The organism is Mesorhizobium sp. B2-5-13 (assembly GCF_006440535.1).
GTDB lineage: Bacteria > Pseudomonadota > Alphaproteobacteria > Rhizobiales > Rhizobiaceae > Mesorhizobium > Mesorhizobium salmacidum.
In genome coordinates, this window is sequence record NZ_VFUI01000003.1 from 209,327 (window position 1) to 225,344 (window position 16,018).

General features: G+C 64.4%; 15 protein-coding genes. 5 read left to right on the top strand and 10 right to left on the bottom strand.

Features of this window, described 5'->3' with window-relative positions; translation table 11 throughout:
* The first annotated feature begins 6 nt into the window (after positions 1–6).
* On the top strand, positions 7–1,182 hold the full coding sequence (locus tag FJ434_RS07150) for a nickel/cobalt transporter (protein ID WP_140745617.1): 1,176 nt from the start codon (positions 7–9) through the stop codon (positions 1,180–1,182).
* A 40-nt stretch (positions 1,183–1,222) separates the two neighbouring features.
* Here the strand turns inward: FJ434_RS07150 and denD are convergent, their stop codons facing one another.
* From denD to FJ434_RS07170, 4 genes are all read right to left on the bottom strand, one after another.
* Positions 1,223–2,200, bottom strand: a complete 978-nt coding sequence (gene denD, locus FJ434_RS07155; protein ID WP_140745394.1) for a D-erythronate dehydrogenase — start codon at positions 2,198–2,200, stop codon at positions 1,223–1,225.
* A 12-nt stretch (positions 2,201–2,212) separates the two neighbouring features.
* On the bottom strand, positions 2,213–2,425 hold the full coding sequence (locus tag FJ434_RS07160; protein ID WP_140745392.1) for a hypothetical protein: 213 nt from the start codon (positions 2,423–2,425) through the stop codon (positions 2,213–2,215).
* An 89-nt stretch (positions 2,426–2,514) separates the two neighbouring features.
* Complete coding sequence (locus FJ434_RS07165) at positions 2,515–3,498, bottom strand: cation diffusion facilitator family transporter (protein WP_140712760.1); 984 nt, start codon at positions 3,496–3,498, stop codon at positions 2,515–2,517.
* Positions 3,499–3,512: 14 nt separating this feature from the next.
* Entirely contained in the window at positions 3,513–4,199 is a 687-nt protein-coding gene (locus FJ434_RS07170; RefSeq protein ID WP_140745390.1) for a GNAT family protein, read from the bottom strand.
* An 83-nt stretch (positions 4,200–4,282) separates the two neighbouring features.
* On the opposite strand from FJ434_RS07170, the gene FJ434_RS07175 reads away from it, so the two are divergent.
* Positions 4,283–5,467 (top strand): pyridoxal phosphate-dependent aminotransferase, encoded by a 1,185-nt coding sequence (locus FJ434_RS07175; protein ID WP_140745388.1) that lies wholly within the window; start codon positions 4,283–4,285, stop codon positions 5,465–5,467.
* A 151-nt stretch (positions 5,468–5,618) separates the two neighbouring features.
* Positions 5,619–5,993, top strand: a complete 375-nt coding sequence (locus FJ434_RS07180) for a YciI family protein (RefSeq protein ID WP_140745615.1) — start codon at positions 5,619–5,621, stop codon at positions 5,991–5,993.
* A gap of 33 nt (positions 5,994–6,026) precedes the next feature.
* On the opposite strand, the gene FJ434_RS07185 is transcribed toward FJ434_RS07180, so the two are convergent.
* From FJ434_RS07185 to FJ434_RS07200, 4 genes are all read right to left on the bottom strand, one after another.
* A complete protein-coding gene (locus FJ434_RS07185; RefSeq protein ID WP_140745386.1) occupies positions 6,027–6,782 on the bottom strand; it encodes an SDR family oxidoreductase in 756 nt (251 codons plus the stop codon).
* Complete coding sequence (locus FJ434_RS07190) at positions 6,779–6,961, bottom strand: hypothetical protein (RefSeq protein WP_140745384.1); 183 nt, start codon at positions 6,959–6,961, stop codon at positions 6,779–6,781. Before FJ434_RS07190 ends, FJ434_RS07185 begins: the two co-directional genes overlap by 4 nt.
* 123 nt (positions 6,962–7,084) lie before the next feature.
* Positions 7,085–7,822 (bottom strand): tellurite resistance TerB family protein, encoded by a 738-nt coding sequence (locus FJ434_RS07195; RefSeq protein WP_140745382.1) that lies wholly within the window; start codon positions 7,820–7,822, stop codon positions 7,085–7,087.
* A gap of 116 nt (positions 7,823–7,938) precedes the next feature.
* Positions 7,939–8,871 (bottom strand): rhodanese-related sulfurtransferase, encoded by a 933-nt coding sequence (locus FJ434_RS07200; RefSeq protein WP_140745380.1) that lies wholly within the window; start codon positions 8,869–8,871, stop codon positions 7,939–7,941.
* Positions 8,872–9,071: 200 nt separating this feature from the next.
* On the opposite strand from FJ434_RS07200, the gene FJ434_RS07205 reads away from it, so the two are divergent.
* Complete coding sequence (locus tag FJ434_RS07205) at positions 9,072–9,710, top strand: 2-dehydro-3-deoxy-phosphogluconate aldolase (protein WP_140745378.1); 639 nt, start codon at positions 9,072–9,074, stop codon at positions 9,708–9,710.
* Positions 9,711–9,964: 254 nt separating this feature from the next.
* On the opposite strand, the gene FJ434_RS07210 is transcribed toward FJ434_RS07205, so the two are convergent.
* On the bottom strand, positions 9,965–11,773 hold the full coding sequence (locus tag FJ434_RS07210) for a DUF882 domain-containing protein (protein ID WP_246678245.1): 1,809 nt from the start codon (positions 11,771–11,773) through the stop codon (positions 9,965–9,967).
* A 409-nt stretch (positions 11,774–12,182) separates the two neighbouring features.
* Positions 12,183–13,718 (bottom strand): sigma-54 dependent transcriptional regulator, encoded by a 1,536-nt coding sequence (locus tag FJ434_RS07215; protein ID WP_140745374.1) that lies wholly within the window; start codon positions 13,716–13,718, stop codon positions 12,183–12,185.
* A 172-nt stretch (positions 13,719–13,890) separates the two neighbouring features.
* Here FJ434_RS07215 and FJ434_RS07220 point away from each other — a divergent pair, with 172 nt between their 5' ends.
* Complete coding sequence (locus FJ434_RS07220) at positions 13,891–15,732, top strand: M3 family oligoendopeptidase (protein WP_181165812.1); 1,842 nt, start codon at positions 13,891–13,893, stop codon at positions 15,730–15,732.
* Positions 15,733–16,018: the final 286 nt, after the last annotated feature.

Genomic DNA, 16,018 nt, shown 5'->3' on the forward strand with positions numbered 1-16,018 from the left:
AACCTGATCGGGAACTGTTCGAAACCGTCCTTGCGTTTGGCATTCGGCCTGATGGCCCTCACCTTTGCCGTGATGCATTTCGCCAATGCCGCGCACGCCCAGAGTTCGCTCGGCATCGGCGTCAATGACGGCATGGCGCCGACCACCGGTCCGTTCGCCCACATCCTGATGTGGATCAATCTCAGGCAGCAGGAATTCTATCGCGCGCTGGCGACAGCCATGAAGGCGATGCGCCAGGACAACAGCAAGCTCTGGGTGCTCATCGGCCTGTCCTTCGCCTATGGCATTTTCCACGCCGCCGGCCCCGGCCACGGCAAGGCGGTGATCTCCTCCTACATGGTGGCAAACGAAGTGGCGCTGAAGCGCGGCATCCTGTTGTCCTTCGTCTCGGCGCTGTTGCAGGGCCTGACGGCGATCCTGGTGATGCTGCTTGCCTATTTCGTCCTGCGCGGCACCACCATCTCGATGACCGATGCGGCCTGGTTCATGGAGATCATGAGCTTTGCCCTGGTCACCCTCTTTGGCGCCTGGCTTTTGTGGCGCAAGCTCGGTCCTTCCGTCCTGCGCCTGTTTGGCAAGGGGCCGGCCTACAGCCTGTCCGCGGCTCACGCAGGTCATTCCCACGCGGGCCATTCTCATGTCGGCGGCCATTCGCATGGCGCCCACGACCATGCTGCGCACGCACATTCCTATGCACTTCACGCGCATGACGATCATGATCATGCGCATGGCCATTCGCACGATCATCACGACCATGGCGCGCACGATCATGCGCATCACGACCACGCCGGCGGCGAGGTCTGCGAAACCTGCGGCCACTCGCATGCACCCGATCCGGCGCTGCTGTCGGGTGACCGCTTCGATTGGCGCACCGCCTGGTCGGCGGTGGCCGCCGTCGGCATTCGCCCTTGCTCCGGTGCGTTGATCGTTCTCAGCTTCGCGCTGCTCAACGGGCTCTGGCTCGGCGGCCTGCTATCGGTTCTGGCTATGTCGATCGGAACCGCGATCACCGTCTCGGCGCTGGCGACGCTTGCCGTGACAGCCAAGAACTGGGCGGTCTATTTCGCCGGCGGCGGCCGCATGGGCAACCGCATCCACTCGATCGTCGAGATCGGCGGCGCGGCCTTCGTCTTCCTGTTTGGATTGTTACTGCTGTCGGCCAGCTTGGCGAGCGGCGGGTAGACCCATCCAACCCATTGGAACGGGATAGCCGCCGCAACGCCTAACCGGCGATCTTGCCGCCCAGCTCATCCTCGATATGAACGCGGATGATCTCATCAAAACTTTTCTCGGCACTAAAGCCAAGCTCCCTTGACCGCCGCGCCTCGAACCGGGTCGGCCAGCCCTTGACGATCGCCCAGATTGTCTCGTCGGGCACCTCGCGGATTAAGCTTGCCGCCTTCGATCCGGCGATGCGTTCCAGCGCCTCGATCTGCTCGCCGACGGTGACGGCGACGCCCGGCATCGTCAGGTTGCGGCGCGGCCCGACGGCGGCACCGTCGATGCCAGCCGCGTGGATCAGGAAATTCACCGCCGAACGCGGGCTGGCATGGGTGTGCAGCACCGAGCGCGGCACCGGCAGGATCGCCTCCTGCCCGCTCAGCGGTTCGCGGATAATGCCGGAGAAGAAGCCAGAGGCCGCCTTGTTCGGCTTGCCCGGCCGCACGCAGATCGTCGGCAGCCGGATGCCGATGCCATCGAAGAAGCCGCGCCTTGAATAATCGGCGAGCAGCGCTTCGCTCATCTGCTTCTGCGTGCCGTAGGAGGTCAGCGGCGTCGGGTGGAATTCGTCCGGAATGACATCCGGGAACGGCGCGCCGAACACCGCGATCGACGAGGTGAAGACGACGCGCGGCGCGAACCCCGCCAGGCGGATGGCGTCGAACAGCGCGCGCGTGCCGTCGAGGTTGACGCGGTAGCCTAGTTCGAAATTCGCTTCCGCCTCACCCGACACGATGCCGGCGAGGTGGAAGACGACATCGGGCCGCGACGCAACCAGGCCTTCCGCGGCGCCTGCTTCGGCAAGGTCACCCGTGTGCGGTGCGACGCTGACGCCGTCCATGGCTGGCGCCTGCGGCGGCACGATGTCGTGCAGATCGAGCGCGGTGATCTTCTTGCCGCGCAGCGTGCCGTCCTTGGCCAGCCGGGCGATGAGCTTGCGGCCGACCATGCCCGCCGCGCCAGTGATCAGAATGCGCATGTCCGATATCCCTTACTTGTGTCGATTTTTGCGCTGGCTACGCGCGCGCAGCCAGAACACCAAGAAGAACGCCAGCACGAAGGCGGTGCCGAAGATACCCGCCAGCACGGTCGAATAGTTGCCGAGTGCCAACATCACGGTCGGCAGGTAGAAAGCGGCAATACCGAACAGAAGCATGATCCAGACCGCCGCGATGGCCGCATTGCGCGTGTCGCGGTCCATCATGCCGCACCGGACCGGCGATCGTTCATCGGGCTGAGTTTCAAAGCTGGAGAACTCCTGAGGCAGGTCCGGTCAATGATCATTGATCGGGCCTAGTGATAGTGGCCGTGATGCGGAGCCGCATCGTGCTCATGCTTATGGTCGTGGCCGTCGCCATCGTCGGCGCAGTGGCCGAATTCCGGTTCCACGGTGGCATGGCTGATGCCGTGCTCGCTGGCAAGCCGCTTCTTGATGGCGCTGACCGCCTGATGCGCATCGACGCCCTGGTCAAGGCAGGCATGCAGCGTCGCCATGCTGCTCGTGCCGTCGATCGACCAGATATGCATATGGTGCACTTCGCGCACGCCCTTGACCGTTGCCTGGATATCCCCGGCAATCAGGTCGCGATCGAGGCTTGGCGGCACGCCTTCGAGCAGGACGTGGGCGGCGGCGCGCATCAGCGACCAGGCGGTGGACAGGATCAGCAGCGAGACCAGCACGGACAGGATCGGGTCGATCGGCGTCCAGCCGGTCGCCAGGATGACCAGTGCCGCCACGATCGCGGCGGCAGAGCCGAGCAGATCGCCAAGCACATGCAGGATGGCGCCGCGCATGTTGAGGTTGTCTCGATCGCCGCCATGCAGCACCAGGAAGGAGCCTATATTGACCAGCAGGCCGAGGATCGCCACCACCAGCATCGGACCGCCCAGCACCGGTGCAGGTGTCAGCAGGCGATTCCATGCCTCGTAGACGATCCACAGCGCGATGACGAAGATGGCGATGCCGTTGGTGTAAGCCACCAGCGTCTTGACCCGGCCGAAGCCGTAGGTGAGCTGGCCGGTCGCCGGCCGGCCTGCCAGATGGAAGGCATACCAGGCCAGGCCGAGCGCAATGGCGTCGGCGAGCATGTGGCCGGCATCGGCCAGCAGCGCCAGCGACCCCGTAAACAGGCCGCCGAGCGCCTCGGCGACCATGAAGCCGGCGGTAAGGCAAGCCGCGATCAGCACGCGCTTCTTGTCGGTCGAACCATGCACATGGCCGGCGCCGTGGTCATGCCCGCCGTGGTCGTGCCCGCTGTGGTCGTGGGTATGCGCCAAATGGCAAACTCCCGCTAGGCGCCGAATGCCGCGCGAAAATCCTCCAGGCGGCGCTTCTGCTGGCCATCGGCGTCGAAGTTGGCTGGATCGAGCCAGGCTTCATAAGCCTTGCGCAGAGCCGGCCATTCCTTGTCGATGATCGAATACCACGCGGTGTCGCGGTTTTCACCCTTGACGATGAGATGCTGGCGGAAAATGCCCTCGAATTTAAAGCCGAACCGTTCCGCCGCGCGCTTCGACGGCTCGTTGCGGTTGTTGCACTTCCATTCATAGCGGCGATAGCCGAGTTCGTCGAAGATGTATTTCATGAACAGGAACTGCGCTTCCGTCGCCGCCGGCTTGCGCGAGATGAGCGGTCCCCAGTAGATGTTGCCGATCTCGATGACGCCATAGGCCGGATCGATGCGCATCAGCGTCTGGCGTCCCGCGATCTTGCCGCTGGCCTTGTCGATGACCGCGAAGAACAGTGGATCCTCGCTGGCCTCCACCTTGTCCAGCCAGGGCTGGAAGGCGGCGCGGTTTTCCGGCGGATAATCGGGTAGCCAGGCGAAGCGGCCGTCGACATCGGCGACGGCCGAGGCTTCATAGAGGCCGTCGCCATGTGTTGCGGCACTCAATGGCTCGATCCTGACATAGCGGCCCTCCAGAACCTTGCGCTCCGGGCGCGGACGCGGCTGCCAGTCTTTGAGATTTTCCGACACCGAAAACTCCAATCCGTTTGACTTTTGCGGGCGGACGCTCACAAAAACGCTCGCCAACAGTAAGAACCACAGGGACGGGAAAAATGCTCCACACGATTTCGGCCTTCGACCGTCTCGGCGAGGAAAATGCGTTCGCGGTGCTGGCGCGAGCAACGGCACTTGCCCAGCAGGGCCGCGACATCGTCAACCTCGGCATCGGCCAGCCAGACTTCAAGACGCCGCAGCACATCGTCGAGGCGGCGATCAAGGCGTTGCGTGACGGCCACCATGGCTACACGCCGGCCAACGGCCTTTTGGCGACGCGCGAGGCGGTGGTGCGCCGCACGCTGACCACCACCGGCGTCGAGGTCTCGCCGGAGGCGGTGATGATCATGCCCGGCGGCAAGCCGACCATGTTCGCCGCCATCCTGATGTTCGGCGAACCGGGTGCCGAGATCCTTTATCCCGACCCCGGCTTTCCCATCTACCGCTCGATGATCGAATTCACCGGTGCGACCCCCATTCCCGTGCCGATGCGCGAGGAGAACGGCTTCGCCTTCTCGGCGCAAGAGACGCTGGCGCTGATCACGCCGAAGACCAAGCTCCTGATCCTCAATTCGCCGGCCAACCCGACCGGTGGCGTCACGCCCCGGGCCGAGATTGAAAAACTGGTCAAGGGGCTGGAGAAGCACCCAGACGTCGCCATCCTCTCCGACGAGATCTACGACGTCATGACCTATGACGGCGAGACGCATTGCTCGCTGCTCGGCTTTCCCGAGATCCGCGACCGGCTGATCGTGCTCAACGGCTGGTCGAAGACCTGGGCGATGACCGGCTGGCGCATGGGCTGGTCGATCTGGCCGAATGGCGACAAGGGCGCCCATCTCTACGACAAGGTGCGCAAGCTGGCGGTCAATTGCTGGTCCTGCGTCAACGCGCCGAGCCAGTTCGCCGGCATCGCCGCGATCGACGGCCCGCAGGACGACGTCGACAAGATGATGCGCGCCTTCGACAACCGCCGGAAGATCGTGGTCGAAGGCCTGAACGCCCTGCCAAACGTCTCCTGCATTACGCCCAAGGGTGCGTTCTATGCCTTCCCAAATGTCTCGAAGACCGGTTGGAAGGCCAAGAAGCTCGCCTCGGCGCTGCTCGACGAGGCCGGTGTGGCGCTGATCGGCGGCCCCGATTTCGGCATTCTCGGCGAAGGCTATATCAGGCTCTCTTACGCCAATTCCGAAGAGAACATCCTGCGCGCCCTGGAGCGGATTGGAGCGTTCCTGGCGAAGTGAGTCTCAGCGTCCGCCGCGCGAGCCCAGATAGGTTGCCGCCGCCTTCCACGACGGTGTCATGAGCCGTCCGGAGGCGCGTAGCCAAGGCTGGGCGGGCATGCCGGAAACGGCTACGAATTCGCTTTATCACGACCAAATGAGGGAATCTCGGATGTTCTATGCAATTCTCGCCTATCACGTGGAAGACGCGATCAAGGCGATGACGCCGCAGGAGGATGCGGCACTGATGGCCGAGTTGCTGAAGATAAACACCCGGCTTCACAAGGAAGGCACGCTTGGACCGTCCGCGCGTCTGGGGGCAACACAGGATGCCTGCACCCTGCGCGGCCCAGGCGACGGCATGATTGTCGACGGGCCGTTCGCCGAGACCAAGGAGCAGTTGCTCGGCCTCTACGTCGTCGACTGCGCCACCTCGGACGATGCGATCGCCATCGCGCGCGACCTGCGCCGCGTCAATCCTACCGCCGTTTACGAGATCAGGCCCATTTTGCTTTTCAAGCCCGGCGTGCCGCTGGTTGGCAAATGAACCGGCGGCGAAAGCCCTGCCGGCACCCGCGGCTCACCCACGCCCGACGAATGGCATCTTGGTGGCCATCACCGTCATGAACAGCACATTGGCGTCGAGCGGCAGGCTGGCCATGTGAACGACGGCGTCGGCAACGCGCTGGACGTCCATCACCGCTTCGGCGGCGATCGAGCCATTGGCCTGCGGCACGCCGACTGTCATCGGCTGCGCCATGTCGGTCAGCGCGTTGCCGATGTCGATCTGGCCGCAGGCGATGTCATAGGGGCGGCCATCCAGCGCCAGCGTCTTGGTCAACCCCGTAATAGCGTGCTTGGTCGCCGTATAGGGGACGGAGCCCGGACGGGGCGCATAGGCCGACACCGAGCCGTTGTTTATGATACGGCCGCCCATCGGCTTCTGCTTGCGCATGGCGCCGAAGGCGGCGCGCGCGCACAGGAAAGATCCCGTGAGATTGACGCCGACGATATCGTTCCACACCTCGACCGGGATCTCGTCGATGGGCGTCGACTTGTAGCCCATGCCGGCATTGTTGAAGAGCAGGTCGACGCGGCCGAAAGCCTCCGCCACCGTCTCGAACAGATCGTCGACCTCGCCGGCCTTGCTGATGTCGCAGGAAACCGCCAAAGCCCTGGCGTCGGTCGGGCCGATCTCGGCGATCGCGGCATCCAGCACCGGCTTGCGACGCCCGCAGAACACCGTGTTCCAGCCCGCCTTGAGCAATGCCGTGGCGACGCTCTTGCCGATCCCGGTGCCGGCGCCGGTGACGATGGCGGTTTTTTGCTCGGTCATGGCAGTTGTCCTCCGGCAGCGCTGTGCATGCTCGCCTGATCTACAAGTTTGGTTCGGGTGGAGAAGGCATCGCAAATGATGGCGGCGATGGCAAGCGCGGCCACCGGGACATGCCCTCGAAAAGTGAAACCCGTTTCTTTGGAGGGAAGCCGGCGAGCGCCGACAAAAAGGGCGGTCATTGGCGACCGCCCTGATCTGAACCGGGCTTGGGAGGAGGAAAAGCCGATCCGACTGTGTAGAATGATGCGCTTCCTGAGTTAACGAAAGGTAAACGCCTCCAGGGCCCTCTGTGCCAGTCCGGGCTACCTCTGCGGATTGGGTGACGTACCCTTGGCGGCGGGCACTTTTGCCGCCGAAACCGTCGCCTCGACATGGTCGATCAGCGCATCCGGCAGGCCAAGCCGCCCGGCAAGCAGGTCGAGATAACCGCGCTCGGCGCGGGTGTCGGGGTCGATGGTGAGGCGCGACGCCGTATAGAGCTCGAGCTTCTGCGCGTCGGTCCTGGCGCCGGCCACCAGCGTGTCGAGGTCGAGCGGGCTCTCCAGCTCCGCCATCAGGAAATTTTCCGCATCGGTGCCGATCCCGGCGAGGTTGAGCTTGCCGGCGATCTTCTGGCGTTCCTCGTCGTCGACATGGCCGTCGGCCTTGGCCGCCGAGATCATCGCCCGCACGAGGGTCAGCGTGAACTCATCCTCGCCTTGCGGCGCCTGCGACGGGTGGAAGGCGGTGTCCTTGGGTGGCGGCAGCAGTTCCGGCTCGCCGGCGGCGGGCGCCTGTTCCGGCGCGTTGCCGGCCTTGTAGTTCTGATAGGCCTTGTAGGCGAGACCGCCGATGGCGGCCAAGCCGCCGAGCTTCACTGCGGCACCCGTCACCTGCCGGCCGGCGCCGGTCCCAAGCAGCACGGCAGCCAGCGCACCGGCGGCCAGCGGATTGTCCTTGGCCATCTGTACCGCTTGCCCGGCCTTGTCGCGGACCGTGCCGCTGGTGCCGGGAATTTGCGAGCCGAGCAGATCGTCGAGAAGCTTCTTGGGATCGAACATCAATGCCTCCAGGATTTGCCCGGCCGAACGGGCAGGTTTCGACGCCGAAGACGTAGGTTCCAAAGCTTGACATTGCAATGACAGACGGCCCCGGTTTGCCCGGCCCCGCGCCTCCATCAGGATCCGATATGCGGTCCCCTGCCCCGGGCTTGCGCGAGCTCGACCTGCCGCTGGCGCTCTGCGTAGCGCTCGCGGTCTTCATCCGAGCGGGCGTCGAAGCAGTGCGGGCACGAAACCCCGGCGGCATATTTCGGCGACACCAGCTCGCTCTCCGTCAGCGGATGGCGGCACGCGCGGCAGAGTTCCGCGTCGCCCTCCGCGAGGCCGTGCGACACCGAAACCCGCTCGTCGAAGACGAAGCACTCGCCCTCCCACAGGCTCTGCTCCGCTGGAATCTCCTCGAGGTATTTGAGAATACCGCCCCTGAGGTGGAACACATCCTCGAAGCCGAGCGACTTCACATAAGCGGTCGCCTTTTCGCAGCGTATGCCGCCGGTGCAGAACATCGCCACCTTGCGCCCTTCGAGATCTGCCCGGTGCGCTTCCACCCAGGCCGGGAATTCGCGAAAGCTCGCCGTCGCCGGATCGACGGCGCCCTTGAAGGTGCCGATCGAGACTTCATAGGCGTTGCGCGTATCGATGACGATCGTCTCGGGTTGCGAGATCAGCGCATTCCAGTCGCCCGGCTCGACATAGGTGCCCGCGCTTTTCGCCGAGTCGATGGTCTCGACACCCATGGTGACGATCTCGCGTTTCAGCCGCACCTTCATGCGGTGGAACGGCATGGCTGCGGCACTGCTGTATTTGACCTCGAGACCCGACAGGCCGTGGATCGCTTCGATGTATTCGATGAGCGCGGCGATCGCTTCCTCGCTGCCCGCGACGGTGCCGTTGATGCCCTCATGCGCCAGGAGCAGCGTGCCCTTGATCCCGCGCCCGCAGCAGAAGGCCGCAAGCGGCGCGCGCAATGCCTCGAAAGCGTCAAGCCGGGCAAAGCGGTAGAGCGCGGCGACGCGGACTGGCTGGGATGGCGCGGGCAGAGTTGTCATCGCCAGAGCAACTAGACGCTCGTAGACGTCGATTCAAGGCGAAACGGGTCGGGCTGCTCGTCATGGCCTTGTCGGGAAAGAACCTTTAAGCTCGGCGACAATACGTGACATCGCGCCGCGACCGGTTTCGTGGACACGGCAATACCCGTCTGCTAATCGGTTGAAATTCGTTAGATGCGGCCCTCGACAAGGAGAGACAGATGCCCAGCAAGACCGAGAAACTCCTGTCGCTCCTGAATGGCCAGCCTGTCATTCCGGTGTTGAAGATCGCCAACGTAGCCGATGCGGTGCCGCTGGCCCGTGCTCTGGCGCGCGGCGGTTTGCCCGCGATCGAGATCACACTCAGGACCGCGGATGCGCTTGAAGCGATCCGTCGCGTGGCGGGCGAGGTCGAGGAGGCCATCGTCGGCGCCGGCACCATTCTGGACAGCAAGCAGTTCGACGAGGCAGCCGGTGCCGGTTCGCGCTTCATCGTCAGCCCCGGCATCACCCGCGAGCTTCTGGCCGCCGCCGCCGGCAGCGAGGTTCCGCTGCTGCCCGGCGCCATCACGCCCGGCGAGATCATGACCGCGCGCGAAGCCGGCCTGCGCTTCCTGAAATTCTTCCCCGCCGAACAGTCCGGCGGAATCGCCTCGCTCAAGGCCTTCGCCTCGCCGCTGGCCGACGTCAAATTCTGCCCGACCGGCGGCATCACCGGCAAGAACGCCGCCGACTATCTCGCTTTGCCCAATGTCATCTGCGTCGGCGGCTCGTGGGTCGCGCCCGACGACATGGTCAAGGCCGGCAAGTGGGACGAGATCGAAGCGCTCGCACGCGCCGCCAGCAAACTCGCGGAATAACCTTTCCGGACGGCCCGAAAAACCCGGCCGACTGGCGTCGACCCGGCCTTTTTGACTGACTGGGGTGCGATCAGTTGCAGACCGTTGACCGTCTGCTTGGGATGGTGCCGCCAGCACGTCACCACCCTGGTGCGGCAGTTTGCTTCTTCATCATGTGATCCTGCGGCATCAGGCACCACCTGCATCGCACCTCTGGACAGCAAAAAGCCGCGCGGGTCGCCCGGCGCGGCTTCAGCAATATTCCGGGCTGTTCGCTACTTCGTCTGGAAACGGGCGACCGACAGGAACTTGACGGCATTGCCGGTGAAACGGTTGGCATCGGCCATCTGGTTGCCCGCCTGGAAGCCAGTCGTATAGACCTCGCTCGGCGGCGTATGCACGATGTTGTAGGCGTAACCCGGCGCGGTCGTCGCGCTCGAAACGGCGGCAACGTTTTCGCCGCTGGTCAGCGCCCAGCGGGCGGCCTGCGGAGCAGCGGCAACCACTACGGCCCTGGGGCCGGGTTTCTGGTCGCGGACGGTGGCCCTGGCTTCCTTGCGGGTCGTCTTCACACCAGCGCCGATCGCGGCGACCGGATCGGAACCGGCAGGACGGGCGGCAACAGCCTGGCGCGGCGAGGCCGCATCGACACCAGACGGATCGTTGAAGGCCGAACGCGGTTCTTCGGCCAACGAGGCCACCTGATATTCGTCGGCGGTGCCGACCTGGGCATTGGCCTGGTCGAGAACGGCCTTGACGGCGTCCAGCTTGGTCGGCTCGGGACGCGCTGTCGGCAGCACGGAGAACGCATCCGTCGCGGTCTTGCCCTGGTCAGCCGTTTCGGCCAGCGCCATCAGCACATCCTTGCTGGGCGGCGGTGCGAGGTCCGCCGGCAGCGAGCGCTCGGGGCGCCATGTCGGCAGTGGGATGTTGTTGACGGCGACCTGCGCCGGATCTGCGGCCGCGGCTTCCGCGATGGCTGCCGGATCGGACTTGCCGAAAGGCGCCGGTGCCTGAGCCGTCGCCACTGCCTGTTCGGTGGTGGCCGTCGCATCCGCCGTGGCGAAGGGAACATTCTCAGGCGGCTGCGCGCCGACATCGGCCTTCGGCCGCGGCGCGAAATCGGGCAGCGGGATTTCCTTGGCCGGCAGCGCCGCGATAATCGTCTCCGGCGTGTTCTTCTCCGGTTCCGGAGCCTGCTCGTCGGCAACCTGCGGAATGTCGGCCCGTTGGGCATTCTCGGGGGCCACGATGGCGATGCCAGGCACGTTGCTGCTCTTGGCGGCGGCGGCCGGCTTCAGATTTCTAGCCTTGGGCGCAGGTGCGGCCGAAGCGGTCTCCACGTCGGCGCTGTCGTCGGCCTCGTCGTCGCCACCGCCGCCGAACAAGGCAGAGAGGAACCCGCCGGATTTCTTGCCGCTGCCGCCGGCGCTGGCCATCTCGATATTCGGTGTGCCGGAACCCTTGCGTGATTGGTAGGAGGCCAGCGCCTGTTCATAGCCGGGCAGCGGCCGGCCATCGCTCGGCACATGCAGCGTCTTGCCATTGGGGAACAGGCTGACCAGTTCCTGGCGGCTGATGCCGGGCCAGTGGCGCACATTGCCGACATCCATGTGGACGAACGGCGAACCGGAGGTCGGGTAATAGCCGACGCCACCGCCCTGCATCTTGAGGCCGATGTTGCGCAGCTTCTTTAGCGGCACGCCGGGAATATAGAAATCCATCGCCTTGCCAAGCATATGCTGGCTCTTCTCGGCGACACCGCGGCTGCGGCTGCGCAGCATTGAATTGGTCGAGGGCGAGCGGTAGCCGCAGACGACCTGGATATAATCGGTGGCGCCGCTTTCGCGATAAGCCTCCCAGACCAGATCCAGCAGACGCGGGTCCATCTTGGTCGGCTCGTTGCGGCGCCAGTCGCGCAGGATGATGTTGATCTTCCTCAGGCCCTCGGGAACGTAGCGGCCATTGCGCTTGTAGACGATCTCCGCCTTCTCGTGCGTGTGGAGGTGGTAGAGCTTTAGCGAACGAACTTCGGCCTGGGCGCCCGTGGCGGCCGCGGCAACAAAACCAAATGCGACAATCACCGCCGCCAACCATCTCGGCCAGACGCTCAAATGATAGTGCCGCCCGTTTGTGAATCGTTCGATTCTGTTCAAATCAAAAGGCCTTGCAGGCTGCCGTTTGTCCCCGGATTTGCCCAAACGGACGTGTCGTTTTCACATCCGAATATCGATCCTAATGGTTAATCATCGCTTATTGAAGCCGAAATGCGGTAACACCGTGGCGATATCCCGTCAAAAATTGTCCGCGCGGTTTCTTGGTAAACCGCTGGTTTAGATCAGGATTCCGGCTTTGGCCGAACACGATCTGTTACCACTGGCCTCAATGCGTGAACAATACCCACATCGAGTGCCGCCTCCGACCCGCGATAGTCCGGGAAGGCACTCTGTCAGCCCACATAATGACGAGGGAAGCTGGTCCCGGCCTTGCGGTTCAGGATGCAAGCCTGTCGACGCGGCCGGTTTCCGGGTCGATACCGTATTCCTTGAGCTTGCGGTAAAGCGTCGAGCGGCCGATGCCGAGCCGGCGGGCGACCTCACTCATCTGGCCGTTGTAGTGATCGATGGCGAGCTTGATCATTTCGAGTTCGACGTCGGCCAGCGCACGCACATTGCCGCGCTCGTCGAGCGCCCGCAGCGTGCCGAAGCGGGGCTGCGCCCCGGCCGGCTGCACAGTTGCCGGAGCGGTCTCGTCGGGCACGACGTCCTCGTCGTGCGGCGCCAGCGGCGGCGCAGCGCCGCTGGTTTCGAACGTGTCGTCCACCTCAAGATTGACAGTGCCTTCCACCTGCGCGCGGATCTGCGGGAAATCGTCGGCCGTCAACACATCGCCTTCGCACAGCACCGATGCGCGGAAGAAGGCGTTTTCGAGCTGCCGGATGTTGCCAGGCCAGTCATAGGCCTGCAGCACCGCAAGTGCCGCCGCCGAAATGCCTTTCAGCCGATGGCGCGGGTCCGCGGGCGCCATCTTTTCCATGAAATGCGTGACCAGATGGGGAATGTCGTCGCGGCGGTCACGCAGCGGCGGCACGAAGATCGGGTAGACGTTGAGCCGGTAGAACAGATCCTCGCGGAACTTGCCGTCCTTGACCTGCTGCAGGAGATTGCGGTGCGTCGCCGAAATCAGCCGGATGTCGACCTTGACGGTCGAGCGGCCGCCGACCGGATCGACCTCGCCCTCCTGGACCGCGCGCAGCAGCTTGACCTGGACCTCGAGCGGCAGGTCCCCGATCTCGTCGAGGAACAGCGTGCCGGAATGCGCCTCGACGAATTTGCCGGTGTGCTTGTCGGTGGCGCCGGTGAACGAGCCTTTCTCGTGTCCGAACAGGATGGATTCCACCAGATTGTCGGGGATGGCGCCGCAATTGACGGTGACGAACGGTTTCGAGCGGCGGTCGCCGCTACCCTGGATGGCACGCGCCACCAGCTCCTTGCCGACGCCGGATTCGCCCTCGATTAGGATCGGGATGTTGGAGGCCGCCGCTTTCTGGCCGAGGCGTATCACCCTGTCCATGGCCGGACTGTGGGTGATCATGTCCCTGAAAGTCAGCAGCCCGCCGCGTTTGCGCGATGTGCGCTTGACCTCGCCCTCGACCGCCTCGACCTTGAGCGCATTGGAGATCGAGGCCTGCAGCCTGTCGGGCGAAGCAGGCTTGACGACGAAATCGAAAGCGCCGTGGCGCATCGCCGAAACCACGGTTTCGATGCCGCCCTGTGCGGTCTGCACGATGACGGGCACGCTGATGTCGCGCTCGCGCATCGCCTTCAGCACGCCGATGCCGTCGAGACCGGGCATGACAAGGTCGAGGATCACGACCGAGACGTCGCGGGCGCCAGGCCCGTCGAGGACTTCGAGGCCGGCAGCACCGCCATCGGCGATGATTGCGGTATGGCCGAACCGAGTCACCGCCGCCTCGAGCAGCCGCCGCTGCACGGGATCGTCATCGACTATGAGTATGGAACCTGTCATGACTGTCTTGGTTTGCCCGGGCCCGAATTCCCCATGGATCATCTTGGCACAGGGTTCTAAATAAGGTTTCAAAAAACCCGGTGAACGAATTCCTTAGGATTTGACCGGCTTCTCCATTCGCGTTGAGTCCGGCTCGGTAATTCCGGTCACTTGATTCAAAGAAGGTATGTCGATGCGCATGATGTTTGATCGGCGGATTGCGGCGCCAGCGTCCGGTCAGGGTGCGGCGGCCGGGCTTGGCGATCTGCCGGAGTGGAACCTCGCCGATCTTTATGCCGGCATGGAGGCGCCGGAACTGAAGCGCGACATTGCCAAAGCGGCCGCCGACGCCATCGTATTCGAGGCCCGCTGGAAAGGCACGCTAGCCGCCGAGGCCGGGCGCGGCAGCGCCGGCAGGCTGGGCGAGGCGCTTGCCGCCTACGAGGCACTCGAGGAACTGATCGGCCGCATCGTCTCCTATGCCGGCCTCGTCTATGCCGGCAACACCGCCGATCCGCAGCGCGCCAAGCTCTATGGCGACATCCAGGAGAAGATGACCGACGCCAGCGCGCATCTTCTGTTCTTCGCGCTCGAGCTGAACCTTATCGACGATGCGGCGATCGAAAGCGCGCTGGCCAGCGACCCCGCCTTCGGGCATTACCGCCCGTGGGTGCTCGATCTGCGCATGGACAAGCCTTATCAGCTCGAGGACCGCGTCGAGCAGCTTTTCCACGAAAAATCGATCACCGGGCGCGGCGCCTGGAACCGCCTGTTCGACGAGACGATGACCGATCTTCGCTTCGATGTCGACGGCGAGGAATTGACGCTGGAGCCGGCCCTCAACCGGCTGCAGGACGCCGATGGCGATGTTCGCCGGCGCGCCTCGGAGGCATTGGCCACGACCTTCCGCAAGAATTTGCGCACCTTCACGCTGATCACCAACACGCTGGCCAAGGACAAGGAAATTTCGGACCGCTGGCGCGGTTTCGAGGACATCGCCGATTCACGCCACCTCGCCAACCGCGTCGAGCGCGGCGTGGTCGATGCGCTCGCCACCGCGGTGCGCGAGGCCTATCCGCGCCTGTCGCACCGCTACTACGCCATGAAGGCGCGCTGGCTCGGCATGGAGGTGATGAACCACTGGGACCGCAACGCGCCCTTGCCGGAGACGCCGCAGGCGGTGATCGGCTGGGACGAGGCCAGGAACACCGTGCTGTCGGCCTATCACCGCTTCTCGCCCGAGATGGCCGAGATCGCGCGCACCTTCTTCGACCGCAACTGGATCGACGCGCCGGTGCGTCCGGGCAAGTCTCCCGGCGCCTTCGCCCACCCGACCGTGCCATCGGCTCACCCCTATGTGCTGCTCAACTACATGGGCAAACCGCGCGATGTGATGACGCTGGCGCATGAACTCGGGCACGGCGTGCATCAGGTGCTGGCCGCCGGCCAGGGCGCGCTGATGGCCTCGACGCCGCTGACTCTGGCGGAGACGGCGTCCGTCTTCGGTGAGATGCTGACCTTCCGCTCGCTGCTCGAGCGGACCACCGACCGGCGCGAGCGCAAAGCCATGCTCGCCCAGAAGGTCGAGGACATGATCAACACGGTGGTACGCCAGATCGCCTTCTATGAATTCGAGCGCAAGGTGCATGCCGAGCGTCGCAACGGTGAATTGACATCCGACAGGCTCGGCCAGTTCTGGCTGGAGGTGCAAGCCGAGAGCCTGGGACCGGCGATCAAGTTGCGCGAGGGTTACGAGGTGTTCTGGACCTACATCCCTCATTTCATCCACTCGCCCTTCTACGTCTATGCCTATGCGTTCGGCGACTGTCTGGTGAATTCGCTCTATGCGGTCTACCAGAATGCCGAGCGCGGCTTTCAGGACAAATATTTCGAGATGCTGCGTGCCGGCGGCACCAAGCATCATTCTCAGCTTCTGGCGCCTTTCGGTCTCGACGCCACCGACCCCGCCTTCTGGCAGATCGGGCTCGCCGTGATCGGCGGCCTGATCGACGAACTGGAAACGCTGGACGATTGAGTCGCCTCTCGCCCGGCAAGAACAGTTTAGCCGGAATGCATGTTTGGGCCGCGCTATTCTTGGCCTAAATATTTGTTCTTGAAGAACTCTCCGGGAACGTTTTCCCATAGCTTTCCGCAAGCTCTATGGTAGCTTTCCCTTTAAGCTCAGCCGGAGCGCATGCGGATCGGCGAGGGAAAGTCCCGGCCGGCCGTGCGCCCAGGCGAACGCGACGACGGCCGTTGGCCATGGGCAGGCAAAGCCGATCGCCGACAGCTCGAACCGAAGCCGGCTGTTCCGCGAACCG

Coding starts and splice junctions, on each gene's coding strand:
- denD (WP_140745394.1), bottom strand. CDS start 2,200: ATGCGCATTCTGATCACTGGCGCGGCGGGCATGGTCGGCCGCAAGCTC.
- FJ434_RS07160 (WP_140745392.1), bottom strand. CDS start 2,425: ATGATGGACCGCGACACGCGCAATGCGGCCATCGCGGCGGTCTGGATC.
- FJ434_RS07175 (WP_140745388.1), top strand. CDS start 4,283: ATGCTCCACACGATTTCGGCCTTCGACCGTCTCGGCGAGGAAAATGCG.
- FJ434_RS07180 (WP_140745615.1), top strand. CDS start 5,619: ATGTTCTATGCAATTCTCGCCTATCACGTGGAAGACGCGATCAAGGCG.
- FJ434_RS07185 (WP_140745386.1), bottom strand. CDS start 6,782: ATGACCGAGCAAAAAACCGCCATCGTCACCGGCGCCGGCACCGGGATC.
- FJ434_RS07190 (WP_140745384.1), bottom strand. CDS start 6,961: ATGACCGCCCTTTTTGTCGGCGCTCGCCGGCTTCCCTCCAAAGAAACG.
- FJ434_RS07195 (WP_140745382.1), bottom strand. CDS start 7,822: ATGTTCGATCCCAAGAAGCTTCTCGACGATCTGCTCGGCTCGCAAATT.
- FJ434_RS07200 (WP_140745380.1), bottom strand. CDS start 8,871: ATGACAACTCTGCCCGCGCCATCCCAGCCAGTCCGCGTCGCCGCGCTC.
- FJ434_RS07205 (WP_140745378.1), top strand. CDS start 9,072: ATGCCCAGCAAGACCGAGAAACTCCTGTCGCTCCTGAATGGCCAGCCT.
- FJ434_RS07215 (WP_140745374.1), bottom strand. CDS start 13,718: ATGACAGGTTCCATACTCATAGTCGATGACGATCCCGTGCAGCGGCGG.
- FJ434_RS07220 (WP_181165812.1), top strand. CDS start 13,891: ATGCGCATGATGTTTGATCGGCGGATTGCGGCGCCAGCGTCCGGTCAG.